Genomic DNA, 16,790 nt, shown 5'->3' with positions numbered 1-16,790 from the left:
ACACGGCAATATTCCGAGTATAATTTTTTGCAATGGACAGACTCGACGCCTTCAAGACTATTGCTGCTCAGGCGAGCCGGGGGGAGCTCTCGTTCCCGGCCAACGTCAACGCCTCGCTGCGCTTGCAGCAGGCGCTGAGCGATCCCGATTGCCATACCGAGGCGGCGGCAAAACTCATACAGGCAGACCCGTTGCTGGCGGCGCGCAGCGTCGCCATCGCCAACTCAGTGGCCTACAACCGATCCGGTACTGAAATCTCCAGCGTGCGCGCGGCCGTGCAGCGGCTCGGCGTACGCACCCTGCAATCGCTGGTGGCGGCGCTGATCGTGCGCCAGATCGGCAGCCAGGTCACCGATCCCGGCCTGCAAGCCAAAATCAATCAACTGTGGGAACACACGGCGCACGTCGCGGCCCTGTCGCAGGTGATCGCGCGCCGGGTCACGCACGTCGATCCGGATACGGCGCTGTTTGCCGGCATCATGCACGAGGTGGCGGGCTTCTACATGCTGTCCTGCGCCGGCGACTTCCCGGAAGTGATGGACGGCGAACCGGAAGATTGGGTCGAGCACGGCGAGGTGGAAATCGGCCGCGGCGTGCTGACCAAGCTGGGCGTACCGGAAGGCGTCTACAAAGCGATCGAATCGATGTGGGTGGGTTTGCGCGCGTTGCCGCCGGAAACCCTGGGCGATACGCTGCTGCTGGCCAATGATTTGTCGCCGGTGCACTCGCCGCTCTACCAGCGCCCGGGCGCGACCACGCTGCAAGGCGCGCGCACCATCGACTTCGTGGTCGGCGAAGGCACGCTGCACGCCATCATGAGCGAATCGGCGCTGGAAGTGCAGTCGCTGTACGCGGTGCTGATGCTCTGAACAAAAAAAAGCCCGCTGGGGAGCGGGCAAAGTCCAAAACTAGGGATCTCCTCCAGAGGAGACAAGTTCAGAATACGCTCCCCGCCCCGTCTGCTCTGTGCGCCAGTTCACATATGGGCACAAGTTTCCATCACCACACCGGTTCCGATTGTTTCCACGCGTCCAGCTGCTGAATGCGGCCGAACCACGCCATCATCTTCGGATATTGAGTGACCGGCAACTTAGCTTGCTCGGTGTACATCAGCGGCGCGGCCAGCGCGAAATCTGCCAGGCTCAGCTTATCGCCGACCACCCATTCGCGCCCCGCCAGATGCTGCTCCAGCACCGCGGCGAATTGCGCCACCTGCCGCGCGCCCTTGTCCAGCTCTGCCTGGTCGGGACCGCCGCCGCCGGTAATGCCCTTCCAGATGTTTTCCCAGACGATGATGCCCAGCGCCGGCGAAAAATGCTGGCAGGCCCACAGCATCCAGCGGTTGATGTCGGCCCGCACGACGATGTTGTCCGGGTACAGCGTCTGGCCATGGGTGCGGTCGGCCAGGTATTGCATGATGGCGCAGGACTCCCACAGGATGAAGTCGCTATCCTGCAGCACCGGCACCTTGCTGTTGGGATTGAGTACTTCCAGCCGGCGGCGGTCCTCCTGGCTCATCAGGTTTACTTCGGTCACTTCCAACGGCGTACCCATGTGCAGGGCGGCCAGCATGACGCGGCGCGAGTTGGAAGAAGCGGGGTGGTGGTATAAGCGCATGTGAAGTCTCCGTTGGGTGGGTTGAGGACTTCATCGTACGACCGGCCCGCGACAGTTTTTGTCAGGAGTCTTCGCGCAGGTTATGTTGCTGGCGCCAGGTCTTCAGCAAGTCGCTGCGGCGGGCCGGATAGCGCACGCCCAGCGACTCCACCTCCGCGATGCGGTCGATGCGGAAATGGCGAAAGGCCATGCGCAGCTCGCACCACGCGGCCAGCAAGCGCTTACCCTCCATGAAGGCCAGCGCGAACGGCCACACCACCCGCTCCGACGGCTTGCCGTGTTCGTCCTGGTAGGCCATGCGCAGGCGGTGCTGGTAGCGGATCGCCTCGCGCACCGGGCGCACGTGGACGTCGCTGGCGCTGTCCTGGTCCTGGCCCAGCGGCACCCACAGGCTGGTCTCGGCCATGTCATCGCGCAGGTCTTTGGGCGAAGCGGCGGCGATTTTTGCCAGCGCATTGTTGGCGGCGGCCGCCAGCGCCTCGTCGCCCTGTCTTCGCACCCAGCGCGCGCCCAGCACCAGCGCCTCCAGCTCGTCGGCGCCGAACATCAGCGGCGGCAGGAAGAAACCGGCCTTGAGCATGTACCCGACCCCGGCCTCGCCCTCCAGCGGCGCGCCCAGGCCGGACAACGTCTGGATGTCGCGGTAGATGGTGCGTTCGGATACGCCCAGCTGCTCGGCCAAACGGGCGGCGGTGACGGGACGGCGGTAGCCGCGCATCGCATCCATCAACAGGAAAAGTCGGCCGGTACGGCTCATTGTCGCTCTCTCGCTAGTCGGTCGGCGGGACGTCCGCCTGCCCGACTAATCGAGGTCGAGCAGGAAGTTGCGCTGCGGCGCGTCCAGCGTGGTGTTGTCGGTGGCTGTTTCATCCTTCAGCGCGACACCGGACAGCTGCCGCTGGCGCGATTCGGATAGCAGGTAATGAAGCTTGAAGGCTGCATCATTGTAGGTCAAACCCGCCGGACGCACATTCGAGATGCAATTGCGGGCGGCGTCGGTCAGGCCGGTCTTCGGCGCCCAGGTCAGGTACAGGCCCATGCTGTCCGGCGAGCTGAGGCCGGGGCGTTCGCCGACCAGCACCACCACCGCGCGCGCGCCCAGCAACTCGCCCACCTCGTCGCCCACCGCCACCCGGCCCTGGCGCACAATGGACAGCGGCGCCAGCGACCAGGATTCTGCGGCCAGCCGCGCCATCAGCACTTTCAGGAAGGGCAAGGCGTTCTGCTCGATGGCCAGCGCCGACAGGCCGTCGGCGATGACGAAGGCCAGGTCGTAGCCGGCCGCGTCACGCGGGCGCGCCAGCAGCGCCTGGCGCGAATCGTCATCCAGCCGCCGGCCCAGGTCGGGACGTTGCAGGTAAATGTCGCGACTGGCGGCGGCGCTGTGCAGCGGCAGGCAGGGCAAGCCGCTGGAGGCCTGCAAGGCATCGCCCAGCGCGGCGTGGTCCAGTGCCAGGTGCACGGCGTCGCGCGCGCGTGCATGCGCGAGCTGAAATTCCAGTTGCGGCGCAGTCGGCTGGCTGACGCCGCTGCGCCCCAGCGCGATGCGGGCCGCCGTGAAGCGCCGCAGCGACTGCCACGGATTGCTCGTCACCACGCCATCGTCACCAGCGGGGCTGGCTGGAAGCAGGTGCTCGTCGTCGTTCATACGGGTTCCCATTATTTCAAGCTAGCCAGCGCGCGCTGGAAGGAAGCCGGCAGCGCTTTGCCCAGTGTAACGTAATCGTCGCGGGTGAAGATTTCCATCTCCTTCAGCCAGGCTTCGAATTCCGGCGCCGGCTTCAGGCCCAGCACGCGGCGCGCGTACAGCGCATCGTGGAAGGACGTGGTCTGGTAGTTGAGCATGATGTCGTCCGAGCCGGGAATGCCCATGACGAAGGTGCAGCCGGCCGTGCCCAGCAAGGTCAGCAGGATGTCCATGTCGTTCTGGTCGGCCTCGGCGTGGTTGGTGTAGCAGACGTCGCAGCCCATCGGCAGGCCCAGCAGCTTGGCGCAGAAGTGATCCTCCAATCCAGCGCGCACGATCTGCTTGCCGTCGTACAGGTACTCGGGGCCGATGAAGCCGACCACCGAATTGACCAGCAGCGGCTGGAACTTGCGCGCCACCGCGTAAGCGCGCGTTTCGCAAGTCTGCTGGTCGACGCCGTGATGGGCATTGGCCGACAGCGCGCTGCCCTGCCCGGTCTCGAAGTACATGACGTTGTTGCCCACAGTGCCTCGTTGCAGCGACAGCGCCGCCTGCTGCGCCTCCGCCAGCAAGGCCAGGTTGATGCCGAAGCTGGCGTTGGCCGCCTCGGTGCCGGCGATCGACTGGAACACCAGGTCGATCGGCGCGCCGCGTTCGATGGCGGCGATGGTATTGGTCACGTGGGTCAGCACGCACGATTGCGTGGGGATGCCGTAGCGGTCGATGATCTCGTCGAGCATGGTGACGATCTTGATCACCTGCGGCACGTTGTCGGTGGCGGGGTTGATGCCGATCACCGCATCGCCACTGCCGTACAGCAGGCCGTCCAGCACGCTGGCGGCGATGCCGGTGGCGTCGTCGGTCGGATGGTTGGGTTGCAAACGCGTCGACATGCATCCCGCCAGCCCGATGGTGTTGCGGAAACGGGTGACGACGCGGCATTTCTTCGCCACCAGGATCAGGTCCTGGATGCGCATGATCTTGGAAACGGCCGCCGCCATCTCCGGCGTGATGCCGGGTGCGACGGTGGCCAGCACGGCTTCATCGGCGGCGTCGCCCAGCAGCCAGTTGCGGAAGTCGCCCACGGTCAGGTGGGCGATGCGGGCGAAAGCGATGCGGTCGTGATCGTCGATGATCAGCCGCGTCACCTCGTCCTGTTCATACGGCACCACCATCTGGTTCAGGAACAGCGACAGCGGCAGCTCGGCCAGCGCCATCTGCGCCGCCACCCGTTCCTCGGCGCTGGCCGCCGCCAGCCCCGCCAGGTAGTCGCCGGAACGCGCCGGCGTCGCCTTCGCCATCAAGTCCTTCAGGTCGCGGAACTGATATGTCCTGCTGCCTACCGTATGTGCAAAGCTGCTCATTGCCGTCTCCCGATGCTACAGGTGGTCTAGAAGTTGCGCGAGGCGGTTACGACCAGGCGCTTCTGTGCCACGTTCTTGCCGCTGCCGTCGGCGTTGAAGAAGGTCCACAAGGGCGTGCCGTTCTTGCTGGCGTCGCCGCTGTTGTAGGTCCCCGCCGCCGTGAACGCCCAAACGTCGATCGTCTTGGTCACGCCCGCCTTGATGTCGAAGAAATTAAAATCGCTCATGTTGCGCACTTGCTGGCGGCCCGCATGCAGGTTCAGCACCAGGCCCGGCATCAGTTCGGGATTCCAGTTCACTTCGGCGTAGGCGGTGCCGCGCGTATTGGCTAGCTTGCCGCTGTCCGGCTGCACCGCGAAGCCGAACCAGTACTCGCTCAGCGCCACCCAGGCGTAGGCGTTGAAGGCGCCGATATTCACGCCCAGCTTGGCCTCCTGCGTATGGTACTTGATGTCCTTGCCGCCCGCCGCATAGTGCGCGCCGGGATACCAGTAGGTGACCAGGCCGGCGTCGATATTATTACCCTCGCTCAGCGGATAGCGATAGCCGCCGTAGACGTCGATCTCCGAACCGCTGCCGTTGTTATAGGCCGCGTGCGAAACACCCGAACCGAACAGGCCGAGATAGAAGCCGCTGACATGGGTGAAATCCAGCGTGGCTTGCGCTGTCGGCTTGGCCTGCGTCTGCGAGATGCCGCGGAAAATATAGTCGGACACCAGCGTCACGTTGCCGGTGTTGGTCCAGTCGGGCGCAGGCGCAGCCGGTGCGGCATCGGCAGCCAGTGCGCTGCCTGCCGCGCAAGCCAGGCATCCGGCCGTGGCCAGCAGGGAGAGGAGGTATTTGGACATGGATAGTGCTCCGTTGTTGTGGGTTAGACAGCGTCGAACGCCGCGTGCTGCTGACGATTGCCCTTGGTGGCCAGGAAGAAGCCATAGCCGGCGGCCATGAAGCCGACGAACACGCCAAAGATCAGCAGGTTGTAATAGATCATCGTCACCAGGCAGACCAGCGCGCCAGCCAGCGCAATCGCCGGGAACAGCGGATAGAACGGTGCGCGGAAAGGACGCGCCATGTGCGGCTCCGTGCGGCGCAGCTTGAACAGGCTGAGCATGCTGAGGATGTACATGGTGATGGCGCCGAAGACCGACATGGTGACGATGTTGGCGGTCAGGGTCTGGCCGCCGATCTTGATCAGCTCGTCGCTATAGATGGCAGCGATGCCGATCACGCCGCCCGCAAGGATGGCGCGGTGCGGCGTCTTGAAGCGTGGGTGGATCTTGGCGAAGTAATGCGGCAAGTAAGCCTCGCGGGCCAAGGCAAAGATCTGGCGCGAATAACCGAGGATGATGCCGTGGAAGGAAGCGATCAATCCGAACAAGCCCAGCCACACCAGCATGTGCAGCCAGTTGCTGTGCTCGCCAACGATGATCTTCATTGCCTGCGGCAGCGGATCGTTGATGTTGGCCAGCTTGGTCCAGTCGCCAGCGCCGCCGGCGAACACCATCACGCCGATCGCCAGCAGCACCAGCGTAATGATGCCGGCGATGTAGGCGATGGGGATCGAACGTTTCGGGTCCTTGGCTTCCTCGGCCGCCATGGCCACGCCCTCAATCGCCAGGAAGAACCAGATCGCAAACGGAATCGCCGCGAACATGCCGGGGATCGACGCGATGCTGAAGCTGTCCTGGCCCGACCAGCCGCCCTTGACGAAGTTCGCCACCGAGAAGCCCGGCGACACCACGCCCATAAACACCAGCAATTCAAAGATGGCCAGCAGCGTCATCAGCAACTCGAAGGTCGCCGCCACCTGCACGCCGACGATGTTCAAGGTCATGAACACGACGTAGGCGCCGACCGCCGCCGTCTTCGGATCGACGGTGGGAAACTGCACATTCAGATACGCGCCGATCGCCAGCGCAATCGCCGGCGGGGCGAACACGAACTCGATCAGGGTGGCCGCGCCGGCCAGGTAGCCGCCGGTCGGGCCGAAGGCGCGCTTGCTGTAGGCGAACGGGCCGCCCGCATGCGGGATCGAGGTGGTCAGCTCGGTAAAGCTGAAGATAAACGTGGTGTACATCGCCGCGATGAACAGCGCCGTGATGGTAAAGCCCAGCGTCCCCGCCGAGGCCCAGCCGTAGCTCCAGCCGAAGTACTCGCCCGAGATCACCAGGCCTACCGCGATGCCCCACAACTGGAAGGTGCCTAGCGACTGTTGCAGCGCCGGTTGCCCGGCCGCCTGTTTTGCATTCATGTGATTCTCCCTAAGGTAAAGCGCGTCTGGTATGGAAGTTGCAGCAGAATCGAGTATAGGAGCCAGCCAAATGCCAGCGTTATCGAAAATCGGCAAACTTGCGAAGGGCTAGCCTCCACGGGAAGAAATAACAACAGCCGGAGAAAAATAATATGCACCAGACTGCGACAGAGTTGTTACACAGTGCGCCAGATTTGCGCACTGTGATGGCGCACGACGCCGACGAATTGGCCAGCAAGCTCACCAACTGGCAACAAAGCTACGACCAGATCAGCGCCGGCCTGTTCCACGGCGCGCTGACTGAGCTGCGCCTGCCGCAGCTGCAAGTATTCCGGGAAAGCCTGAGCCAGTCGGTACGCCAATCCTGCCGCGTGTGGCCGGACGCCATCTGGTTCGGCCTGCCCGACCACGGCGCCAGCACCCGCATCAACGGCCGCCAGACGGCAGCCGACTGGATCATGGTGCAGCCAGGCAACGTTGAATTCGAATTGGTAACGCCGAGCGCCTACAGCATCTTCGGCATCGTCGCTAGCCGCGAGCTGCTGGTCGAGACGGCGCGGCGCTATGGTTGCCAGATCGACTGGCAGCGGGTGCAGTCGGCCGAGTTGTTGCAAGTGGACGCGCAAGCCCAGGCCAAATGCCTGCGCATCCTGTCGCAGCTGCTGCCGGCCGAGGGAGAGAGTGCGGCGGAAGGCGCGGCGCAGTGGCAGGAACTGGTGCTGTCCACCCTGCTCGACATGCTGGACCACAGCTGCGTGGAGCCGGCGCTGGCGGCCAGCCTGCAACGGCGCCGCCACGTGGTCTCGCTGGCGCGCGAGTACATCATGGCGCACCGCAGCGAATCGATTACCGTGCCGGAGCTGTGCGAACGGGTGCATGTGAGCCGCCGCACGTTGCAATACTGCTTCGAGGATGTGCTGGGCATGAGCCCCATGCTGTACCTGCGCATGGTGCGTCTGAATGGCGTGCGTCGGCAGCTGCAGGACGGCGGCGCCATCGGCGACGTGGCCGGCTCCTGGGGGCTGAGTAACTTCAGCCAGTTTTCCAGCGACTACCGCAAGCTGTTCGGCCACTGCCCGTCGGCGTCGCTGCGGTCGCGGTCAACACCGCACTCGCTCAGATAAGGCCCAGAGTGCCGGCCAGCGCGCCGGCCGCGATCAGCATCACCGGATTGATTTTGGTCCGCAGCAGTATCAACGCCGCCAACACCGTCAGCACATCGGCATGCCAGCTGACGTTGGAGATGCGGGTGAACAGCCAGGCCGTGGCGGCCAGGAAGCCTATCGATATCGGCGCGAAGGCATCTCCCAGCGCTTGCGTCAACCTCCCGCCTGCGTGACGTGCCTGCAAGCGGATCGCGGCCAGTGTCAGCAGCGTCGAGGGGCCCAGCACCGCCAGCGTGGTGAAGATGGCGCCCGCCCAGCCGGCGATCAACCAGCCCACCAGCGAGACGAACAACAGGTTGGGACCGGGCGCCGCCTGCGCTATCGCATACGCGGCCGAAAACTGTTCGTTGTTCAGCCACTGCTTGCCCTCGACGACGTAGTGCCCGACCTGCGGCCCTAGCAGCACCACGCCGCCACCGACCGCCATCAACGACATCATCGCTATGTGCAGCGATAGTTCAACTACCGGAGATTGCTCGTTCATTTTTTCTCTCCCACCAGATAAGTCGCGCCGGTGCCCAATGGCGCCAGTACGCAGAACACCAGCGCCAGCTGCCATTGCAGCAGACCCAGTCCAATGAAGGCCAGCGCCAGCAAGGCCACCTGCAAATGCGTGCGGCGCTCGCGCCAGTCGGCCTTGGCGAACATGGCCTTCGCCATCTTCACAGCGGTGGCCAGGATCAGCCCCGCCGCCACCGCCGCCATGCCGCGTATCGCGTGGCGGAACACCTCGATCTCGCCGTAGCGCTGGTACACCACACCCAATGCGATGACCACCAGGAACGGACCGACAACCATGCCGGCCAGTGCCGTCAGCGCGCCGCCGGTGCCGGCGTAGCGGTTGCCGACCCTCAACGCGACGTTGCAGATCGTCGGGCCGGGCAGCATCTGGCTGGTGGCGAGATACTGCGCGAACTCCTCGGCCGTGAGCCACTTGTGTTGCTCCACCAGGGCGCGGTAGGCGAACGGCATCACGCCGCCAAAGCCCATCAACGCCAGCTTGGAGAACACCAGGAAAATTGTTGATAGCGGCATGATCTTCTCCTTCGGTTTCAATGGAGCGAATTTTCCGCCTTCATCAAATATAAGTACAATGAATTTATTTAGACCATTCATTCATTTTTCTGATGAAAATAGACATACTCGGCGTGCAGGCTTTTGTCGCGATTGCGGACTTTGGCGGATTTCAAAAAGCGGCGGAGACGCTGCACGTCACGCAGACCGCCGTCACGCAACGGCTGCGCAACCTGGAGGACTTCCTGGGTGTGATGCTGGTCGAACGCACCACGCGCTCGATCGCGCTGACCAGCATTGGCAAGGACTTCCTGCCGCAGGCACGGCGCCTGCTGCTAGAGCTGTCGTCCACGCTGAACGAGATCCGCGAGACCGGCAAGGCGCAGCGCGGCGACGTAGCGATCGCCTGCGTGCCGACGGTGGGCATACAGTATCTGCCACAGATCATCCAGGAGTACTCAGCGCGCTTCCCCGACAACCGCATCAAGATTCTCGACCACGCCTCCTCGCGCGTGGCGGAGGCGGTGCAGCGCAGGGAAGCGGAGTTCGGCATCGGACTGGGGGGCGGCATGCATCCCGACCTGGTGTCGGTACCGCTGATGGAGGATCACTTCGTGCTGGTGTGCCGCGACGATCATCCGCTGGCCAAGCGGCGCTCGCTGACGTGGACGCAGATCCAGCCATACCCGCTGATCTTCTCGGGTGACGTCAACGGCAACCGTGCGCTGCTGGACAGCTATTTGGGCAGCAAGAGCGCGGAGCTGAACCTGCACTTCCAGTACGACGTGCAGCGCAGCGCGACGGCGGTGGGCCTGGTGGCCTCGGGCATTGCCGCCGCCATCGTGCCCAACCTGGCGATCATCAAGGGCAGCTATCCGCGCCTGCGCGCCATCAAACTGAAGGAGCCGACCATCTCGCGCCAGCTGGTGCTCATCACCCGCAAGGCCGGCCATCTGTCGCCGGCCGCGCAAGCGCTGTACGACATGATTAAAACGGGGCGCTGATTCCGTATTCTCGGAACTTGGCCGACATCGTGCGGCGCTCCTGCTCCTCCGCCGCGCGCTGCGCCGGTTCGGTGCTACTGATCTCGGCCGGCATGCGGCCGGCGGCGGTTTCGAACTGGCCGCGCGCTTCCTCGCGGCGGCCCAGCGCTTCGTAGGCCAGCCCGCGCTGGAAGTAGGCCGGCGCGTAGTTGGGCTGCGACTGCAATCCCAGCGACAGCGCCTGCAACGCTTCGTCGTAGCGCTTCAGGGCATGCAGCGTCAGGCCAAGGTGGTACTGCACCATCATCGATGGCTTGTTGAACAATACGCGGTTCAACTCCTCGGCCTTGCGCACGATGCGCAGGCTCTCGCCGTACTTGCCGTCCTTGCGCGTCTGCGCGGCGTAGTTGATGTAGCGGTAGAAGGTGCGTAGCTGGCGTTTCTTGACCACCTCGCGCAGGTCGGACAGATAGCGGCTGGTATCGTCGCCGGCATGACCGGCGCAGTCCTCGTAGGCGTCCGCGCCGCGCTTGCCCCAACTGGTGTACACGCGCCGTTCGCCGATGCGGTTCAACAGGCCGGCCATGGTCGCGTAGTCGCCGGCCTGGCAGGCGAAGTAGGCGTAGGCGTTCAGGTTCCACGGATCGGGGTAGCGGTCCACCAGCGCATCGAAGCTGGTCTTCATTTCGCTCCAGTCGGCGAGGCTGTTGTCGAACAGCTTGTCGTCATAGGACATCTGACTCATGTACCAGTAGACGCGGGCGTACATCGCATCGGAATCGGCGGTTCGCACAGCCTTGGCGCTGCGGGCGATTTCGTCGACCGCGTCCGGCGCGCTGGCCCACATCTCGGTCGAGAAGAAGGCGGCGGTGAAATAGGTCTCGTGATAGTTCGGGAACTCCTTACGTGCGTCGGCCACGGTGTTCATCACGCCGAGGAAGCTGTAATGGTCGGTGTACGGCAGCACTTGCAGCAGGGCCTTGTAGAACTCCGGATCGCGCTCCTTCAGCATCGGCTTTTCAAGCGTGTTGATGATACTCATCGCTTCGCGCGTGGAGGCCAGCATGCGTTCGATATCTTCCTTTGGAACGTCCTTGTAGCTCGCCGTGCCACGGAAGGTGGTGCCGCGCCCGAGCAGCACGTAGACGTGATAGATACGAGCCGCGTTCGATTTGGGGAACTGCTTTTCCCACGCCTTCGCTTCATTCTCCATGCGCGTCCAGTAGGCCAGATCGCGTGTGCCGTGCGGACGCCAGCGCAGCTGGTTGTAGAAAATCGCCAGCTTCCAGACGCCGCTGCCGGTGCGCTGCATCGGATCCAGCAAGCGCTTGCGCAATGCTTCCAGGCTCTTGTAGTCGCCCTTGCTGAGATAACCCTGCACTTCGGCGATCAGCGCGTTGCGGGCAACCAGTTCGGCGCTCTCCTGGACAGCGCTGGCCGGCTTGGCCGCGGCGACCGGCGCAGGCTCCACCGCGCCCTCCAAGGCAAGCGCCAAAGCCTGCTGCAAGCGCCCCGCTTCCGGCGCCGCAGGACGCGACTTGTCGAGTCGCTCCTTCCACTCGTCGCCGCCGATAGGACGCTGCAAGGATACGCCGTCCACGTACACGCTGACGTAGCCGAAGTAATTGAGCAGCAGCGGCTTGCCGGGGCCGAAGTAATCCTTCTCTGCCACCAGTCCTTCGCCCTTCGGCGGCCACGGGTCGGACATATGCAGCACGTCGCGGATCGCCGCCTGCACGCGCACGGGATCGAGCTTCTTGCAGGGATCGTTCAAGCGCTTGGGATGGAAGCTGCATAGCTGCGCGGTATTGCGCGTCTTGATGAACCACTGGGCGATGGAGTCGCCGGCGTGGCCGTCGGGCTGCTCGATCAGCATCGACGCTTCGATCGGCTCGCCCGCGTATTCCGCCAGCTTTTGATGGATGGGCCGTTGCGGATGCTGCTGCGGCCAGATGCGCATGAACTCATTGTCCGCGATCGGATGGTCGCGCAGCGCGGACGTGTAGCTCAGGTCCCACGGCAGTTCGGCGCCATGCGCGGCGCAGCAGACCAGTAAGCTGGCTAAAAATCTGTACGACATAAAAAAAATCCCCCAAGGCTAAAAGCGCTGGGGGATTCTACTATCAAAACGATAACGTTGTTTTACACTACAGCGCCATCAGTTTCGTCTTTTTCCTTGATCGGCTTGATCAGATCTTCACGCTTCACGCCCAGCCACATGGCCACTGCGGCAGCCACGAACACCGACGAGTAAATACCGAAGCAGATACCGATGGTCAGCGCGATGGCGAAGTAGTGCAGCGTAGGACCGCCCAGGAACAGCATCGACAGCACCATCATCTGCGTGCAGCCGTGGGTGATGATGGTACGCGAGATGGTCGAGGTGATCGCGTTGTCGATCACTTCGTGCACCGACGACTTGCGCTGCTTGCGGAAGTTTTCGCGGATACGGTCGAAGATAACCACCGACTCGTTGACCGAGTAACCCAGCACCGCCAGCACCGCCGCCAGTACCGTCAGCGAGAACTCCCAGTGGAAGAAGGCGAAGAAACCGAGAATGATGACCACGTCGTGCAGGTTGGCGATGATCGCCGCCACCGCGAATTTCCATTCGAAGCGCACGGCCAGGTAGATCATCACGCCGATGATCACCATCACCAGTGCGTTCAAGCCGTTCTGCGCCAGCTCGTCGCCGACCTGCGGGCCGACGAATTCGACTTTTTGCAGCGACACCGTTTCGGCGCCGGCAGCATCGGTGCAAGCGGATTTGACCACGTGCTCGCCCTTGGCGGTCACGGTGTCGATCTGCTTGGTGGCGCCCTGCTCGGCCGCGCACAGCGTGTTGAACACCAGCTGCGACGCATCCTTGGAGGTGACGTTCTTCACCACCGGCAGGCGCAGCATGACGTCATGCGCGGTGCCGAAGCCGGTCACTTCCGGCTGCTCGTAGCCGATCTTCTCCAGCGAATGACGGATCTGCTCCAGCTTTGCAGGCTGCTGGTATTTCAGTTCCATCACGGTGCCGCCGGTGAACTCCACCGAGAAGTTCAGCGGACGGGTGATCAGGAAGAACACGGCCGCGACGAAGGTCAACGCCGAAATGGCGTTGAACACCAGCGCGTGGCGCATGAACGGTATGTCTTTTTTGATGCGGAAAAATTCCATGTGAACCCCTGAGTTATTTCAGACCCGGTACCCAAACGGTACCGATGGCGAGCGATTGCAGCTTCTTCTTGCGGCCGTACCAGAGGTTGACCACACCGCGCGAGATGAACACGGCGGAGAACATCGAGGTCAAGATACCCAGGCAGTGCACCACGGCGAAGCCGCGGATCGGACCGGAACCGAACACCCACAGTGCGATACCGACGATCAGCGTGGTCACGTTGGAGTCGATGATGGTGGCCCATGCGCGGTCGAAGCCGGCGGCGATCGCAGCCTGCGGCGTGGCGCCGGATCGCAGCTCTTCGCGGATACGTTCGTTAATCAGCACGTTGGCGTCAATCGCCATACCCAGCGCCAGCGCGATCGCGGCGATACCAGGCAGGGTCAGGGTCGCCTGCATCAGCGACAGCAACGCCAGCAGCAGCAACAGGTTGCAGGCCAGCGCCAGCACGCTGAAGAAGCCGAACATCATGTAGTAGGCCATCATGAAGATGGCGATGGCGGCGAAGCCGTACATCGTCGAGTGCAGACCTTTGTTGATGTTCTCGGCGCCCAGTTGCGGGCCGATGGTGCGCTCTTCGATCACGTCCATTGGTGCGGACAGCGCGCCAGAGCGCAGCAGCAGCGCCAGCTCGGCAGAGTTCTCCGCGTTGCCCATGCCGGTGATCTGGAAGCTGCTGCCGAATTCACTCTGGATGGTGGCGACCGACAGCACTTCCGGCTTGCCCTTCTCGAACAGCACGATGGCCATGCGCTTGCCCACGTTGTCGCGGGTCAGGTCGCGCATCTTGCGGCCGCCGTCGCCGTTCAGCGTGATGCTGACGGCAGGCTGCTGGTTCTGGTCGTAGGTGGCGGTGGCGCTGGAGATGGAGTCGCCGGTAATGACGATGTCCTTGCTCAGCACGACCGGCACGTTGCGGCCGACGGTGAACAACTCGGAGTTGAATGGAATCGCCGACGTCATCTCGGTGCCAGGAGTGATCGAGTTATCGGTCATGCGCACTTCCAGCGTCGCGGTGCGGCCGATCACGGCGCGCGCGCGCGCCACGTCCTGCACGCCAGGCAGCTGGACTACGATGCGGTCAGGACCTTGCTGCTGGATGATAGGTTCGGCCACGCCCAGTTCATTCACGCGCTTGGACAGCGTGGAGATGTTCTGCTTGACGCCGTCGTCGATGGTTTGCTTGAGCGCGACCGGCTTCAGCGAGACGGTGGTTTTCAGCGCATCGCCTTCGCCGGAATCGACCAGCAGCAGGTCGGTCATCTGGCCTTGCAGTACGTCCTTGGCCTTCTGGCGGGTGGCGTCGTCGCGGAATTTGATTTCGATGGTGTCGCCCACGCGGTCGATGCCGGCGTGACGCACGTTCTTGTCACGCAGCGAGGTACGGGCCAGGGCCTGGATGCCTTGCACGCGCTTGGCCAATACCGCCTTGGTATCGACCTGCATCAGGAAGTGCACACCACCGCGCAAGTCGAGGCCGAGGTACATCGGCAGCGCATGCAGGGCTTGCATCCATTTCGGCGTGTCTTTTTGCAGGTTCAGTGCGACCAGGTAGGTCGGATCGGCCGGATCGGCGTTCAGGCCCTTTTCCAGCACCGACTTGGCGCGGAACTGGGTGTCCGGATCGGCGAAGCGGGCGCGCACGGAAGCGTAGGTGCCGGTGCCGTCGAAGGCGATGCCGTTGTAGGCGATGCCGGCGCCCTTGAGCACCTCTTCCACCTTGGCGCCCATGTCGGACGACATCTTGACGGTCGATTTGCCGCTCGTGACCTGGACCGCAGGCGATTCGCCGTAGTAGTTAGGCGCGGTGTACAGCGCGCCCAGCAGAATGGCGACTACGATCAGTATGTATTTCCAGAGAGGATAGCGATTCATATTGTTCAACGTTCAGTGTTAGGCGTCGGATGCAATAAGGCCCGCGTAGCGCGGGCCGGGACTGATTACAGCGCCTTCAGCGTGCCCTTAGGCAGCAGCATGGTGACGGAATTCTTCTGCACCGTCATTTCGGCGCCGCTGGAGATTTCCAGGGTGATGTACAGGTCGGTCACCTTGACGACCTTGCCCAGCACGCCGCCGGCGGTGACGACTTCGTCGCCCTTGGCCAGTGCTTCCATCATGGCCTTCTGTTCTTTCGCGCGCTTCTGCTGAGGACGGATCATCAGGAAGTACATCGCAACAAACATCAGGATCAGCGGCAGGAAGCTGGTGAGGTTACCGCCCAGGCCGAGTGCGTCGAGTGGGGAAGCCGATTGGGCGTAAGCGTTGGAAATGAACACAGGTGACTCCGATAATAGTTTGAAAAAATAGCGCTGTATTCTAGCACTGGCCGGAAGGCGCTAGGTCTTCCGGCTATGTGGGTGACATAAATCTTTTTACAAGACTTACAACACTTTTAGTTAATTCAGATGCCGCGACCGCGATCGGCATGGAATTGCAGGGTCCAGGCGTGGAAACGGTCCTCATCCAGGGCCTCGCGCATCTGGCGCATGATGTCCAGGTAGTAGTGCAGGTTGTGGATGGTGTTCAGGCGCGCGCCGAGGATTTCCTGGGTGCGGTTCAGGTGATGCAGATAGGCGCGCGAGAAGTTGCGGCAAGCATAGCAGGAGCAGGTGCTGTCCAGCGGTTCCTTGTCTTCCTTGTAACGGGCGTTCTTGATTTTCACGTCGCCGAAACGGGTGAAGATCCAGCCGTTGCGGGCGTTACGGGTCGGCATCACGCAGTCGAACATGTCGACGCCGTTGGAAACGCCATTGACCAGGTCTTCCGGCGTGCCGACGCCCATCAGGTAGTGCGGCTTGTTGGCTGGCATTTTCGGGCCGACGTGGGCCAGGATACGCATCATGTCTTCTTTCGGCTCGCCGACCGACAGGCCGCCGATGGCCAGGCCCGGGAAGTCGATCTCTTCCAGCTTGGCCAGCGATTCGTCGCGCAGGTTCTCGAACATGCCGCCCTGGACGATGCCGAACAGTGCGTTCGGGTTCTCGCCACGGTGAAATTCGTCTTTTGATCGTTGCGCCCAACGCAATGACATTCGCATCGACTTTGCCGCCTCCTCAAGAGTGGCCGGGCGGTTGTCGATTTCATAAGGGGTGCATTCGTCGAACTGCATGACGATGTCGGAGTTCAGCACGCGCTGGATCTGCATCGACACTTCCGGCGACAGGAACAGCTTGTCGCCGTTGATCGGCGAGTTGAAGTGGACGCCCTCTTCGGTGATCTTGCGCATCGCGCCCAGCGAAAACACCTGGAAACCGCCGGAATCGGTCAGGATCGGCTTGTCCCAGCCCATGAAGTCGTGCAGGCCGCCGAACTTGGCCATGACGTCATTGCCCGGGCGCAGCCACAGATGGAAGGTGTTGCCCAGGATGATCTGGGCGTCGATTTCCTTCAGCTCCAGCGGCGACATCGCCTTGACCGAGCCGTAGGTGCCGACCGGCATGAAAATCGGGGTCTGGACCACGCCGTGGTTCAGTTTGACTTCGCCGCGGCGGGCCTTGGTCAGGCCGCTGCTGTCGGTCTTGTGTAGTTTAAATTCCAGCATA

General features: G+C 63.0%; 16 protein-coding genes. 3 read left to right on the top strand and 13 right to left on the bottom strand.

All coding sequences use genetic code 11. From position 1 onward, the window contains the following. Positions 1-32: 32 nt before the first annotated feature. Complete coding sequence (locus D0T21_RS16765; RefSeq protein ID WP_116991929.1) at positions 33-869, top strand: HDOD domain-containing protein; 837 nt, start codon at positions 33-35, stop codon at positions 867-869. 130 nt (positions 870-999) lie between these two features. On the opposite strand, the gene D0T21_RS16760 is transcribed toward D0T21_RS16765, so the two are convergent. The 6 genes from D0T21_RS16760 to eat all read right to left on the bottom strand — a co-directional run bounded on the left by D0T21_RS16760 (position 1,000) and on the right by eat (position 6,919). Beyond that, complete coding sequence (locus tag D0T21_RS16760; protein ID WP_116991928.1) at positions 1,000-1,617, bottom strand: glutathione S-transferase family protein; 618 nt, start codon at positions 1,615-1,617, stop codon at positions 1,000-1,002. 61 nt (positions 1,618-1,678) lie between these two features. Then, positions 1,679-2,374, bottom strand: coding sequence for a YafY family protein (locus D0T21_RS16755; protein WP_199538543.1), 696 nt, complete (start codon positions 2,372-2,374; stop codon positions 1,679-1,681). 45 nt (positions 2,375-2,419) lie between these two features. Beyond that, on the bottom strand, positions 2,420-3,265 hold the full coding sequence (eutC, locus tag D0T21_RS16750) for an ethanolamine ammonia-lyase subunit EutC (protein WP_116991926.1): 846 nt from the start codon (positions 3,263-3,265) through the stop codon (positions 2,420-2,422). A gap of 11 nt (positions 3,266-3,276) precedes the next feature. Further along, entirely contained in the window at positions 3,277-4,668 is a 1,392-nt protein-coding gene (locus D0T21_RS16745) for an ethanolamine ammonia-lyase subunit EutB (RefSeq protein ID WP_116991925.1), read from the bottom strand. 26 nt (positions 4,669-4,694) lie between these two features. After that, positions 4,695-5,516 (bottom strand): TorF family putative porin, encoded by an 822-nt coding sequence (locus tag D0T21_RS16740; RefSeq protein ID WP_116991924.1) that lies wholly within the window; start codon positions 5,514-5,516, stop codon positions 4,695-4,697. A 23-nt stretch (positions 5,517-5,539) separates the two neighbouring features. Beyond that, positions 5,540-6,919 (bottom strand): ethanolamine permease, encoded by a 1,380-nt coding sequence (eat, locus tag D0T21_RS16735; RefSeq protein WP_116991923.1) that lies wholly within the window; start codon positions 6,917-6,919, stop codon positions 5,540-5,542. A 206-nt stretch (positions 6,920-7,125) separates the two neighbouring features. On the opposite strand from eat, the gene D0T21_RS16730 reads away from it, so the two are divergent. Next, a complete protein-coding gene (locus D0T21_RS16730) occupies positions 7,126-8,043 on the top strand; it encodes a helix-turn-helix domain-containing protein (protein WP_229211524.1) in 918 nt (305 codons plus the stop codon). Here the strand turns inward: D0T21_RS16730 and D0T21_RS16725 are convergent. Both D0T21_RS16725 and D0T21_RS16720 read right to left on the bottom strand, forming a co-directional pair. Beyond that, on the bottom strand, positions 8,036-8,569 hold the full coding sequence (locus D0T21_RS16725; RefSeq protein WP_116991921.1) for a chromate transporter: 534 nt from the start codon (positions 8,567-8,569) through the stop codon (positions 8,036-8,038). The genes D0T21_RS16730 and D0T21_RS16725 overlap by 8 nt on opposite strands. Beyond that, positions 8,566-9,120, bottom strand: coding sequence for a chromate transporter (locus tag D0T21_RS16720; RefSeq protein ID WP_116992198.1), 555 nt, complete (start codon positions 9,118-9,120; stop codon positions 8,566-8,568). The genes D0T21_RS16725 and D0T21_RS16720 overlap by 4 nt, the downstream gene beginning before the upstream one ends. Before the next feature lie 92 nt (positions 9,121-9,212). Between D0T21_RS16720 and D0T21_RS16715 the strand changes: the two genes are divergently transcribed. Next, on the top strand, positions 9,213-10,103 hold the full coding sequence (locus D0T21_RS16715) for a LysR family transcriptional regulator (RefSeq protein ID WP_116991920.1): 891 nt from the start codon (positions 9,213-9,215) through the stop codon (positions 10,101-10,103). Here the strand turns inward: D0T21_RS16715 and D0T21_RS16710 are convergent. From D0T21_RS16710 to tgt, 5 genes are all read right to left on the bottom strand, one after another. Then, positions 10,087-12,162, bottom strand: a complete 2,076-nt coding sequence (locus D0T21_RS16710; RefSeq protein ID WP_116991919.1) for a tetratricopeptide repeat protein — start codon at positions 12,160-12,162, stop codon at positions 10,087-10,089. The genes D0T21_RS16715 and D0T21_RS16710 overlap by 17 nt on opposite strands. Positions 12,163-12,224: 62 nt before the next feature. Beyond that, positions 12,225-13,247 carry a protein translocase subunit SecF gene (gene secF / locus D0T21_RS16705; protein WP_116991918.1) on the bottom strand — a complete coding sequence of 341 codons (1,023 nt, stop codon included), beginning with the start codon at positions 13,245-13,247 and terminating at the stop codon, positions 12,225-12,227. A gap of 13 nt (positions 13,248-13,260) precedes the next feature. Beyond that, a complete protein-coding gene (secD, locus tag D0T21_RS16700) occupies positions 13,261-15,123 on the bottom strand; it encodes a protein translocase subunit SecD (protein ID WP_116994440.1) in 1,863 nt (620 codons plus the stop codon). A 65-nt stretch (positions 15,124-15,188) separates the two neighbouring features. Then, complete coding sequence (yajC, locus tag D0T21_RS16695; protein ID WP_116991916.1) at positions 15,189-15,524, bottom strand: preprotein translocase subunit YajC; 336 nt, start codon at positions 15,522-15,524, stop codon at positions 15,189-15,191. Positions 15,525-15,649: 125 nt separating this feature from the next. Further along, positions 15,650-16,789: a tRNA guanosine(34) transglycosylase Tgt gene (tgt, locus tag D0T21_RS16690; RefSeq protein WP_116991915.1), complete on the bottom strand. Its 1,140-nt coding sequence runs from the start codon at positions 16,787-16,789 to the stop codon at positions 15,650-15,652. Between the last annotated feature and the right edge of the window lies 1 nt (position 16,790).

The sequence above is a fragment of the Duganella sp. BJB476 genome, from assembly GCF_003416895.1.
In the GTDB taxonomy this organism is placed as follows: domain Bacteria; phylum Pseudomonadota; class Gammaproteobacteria; order Burkholderiales; family Burkholderiaceae_D; genus Rugamonas.
The sequence above is the reverse complement of the archived record's forward strand: the minus strand, read 5'-3'. Positions and strand labels throughout refer to the sequence as shown.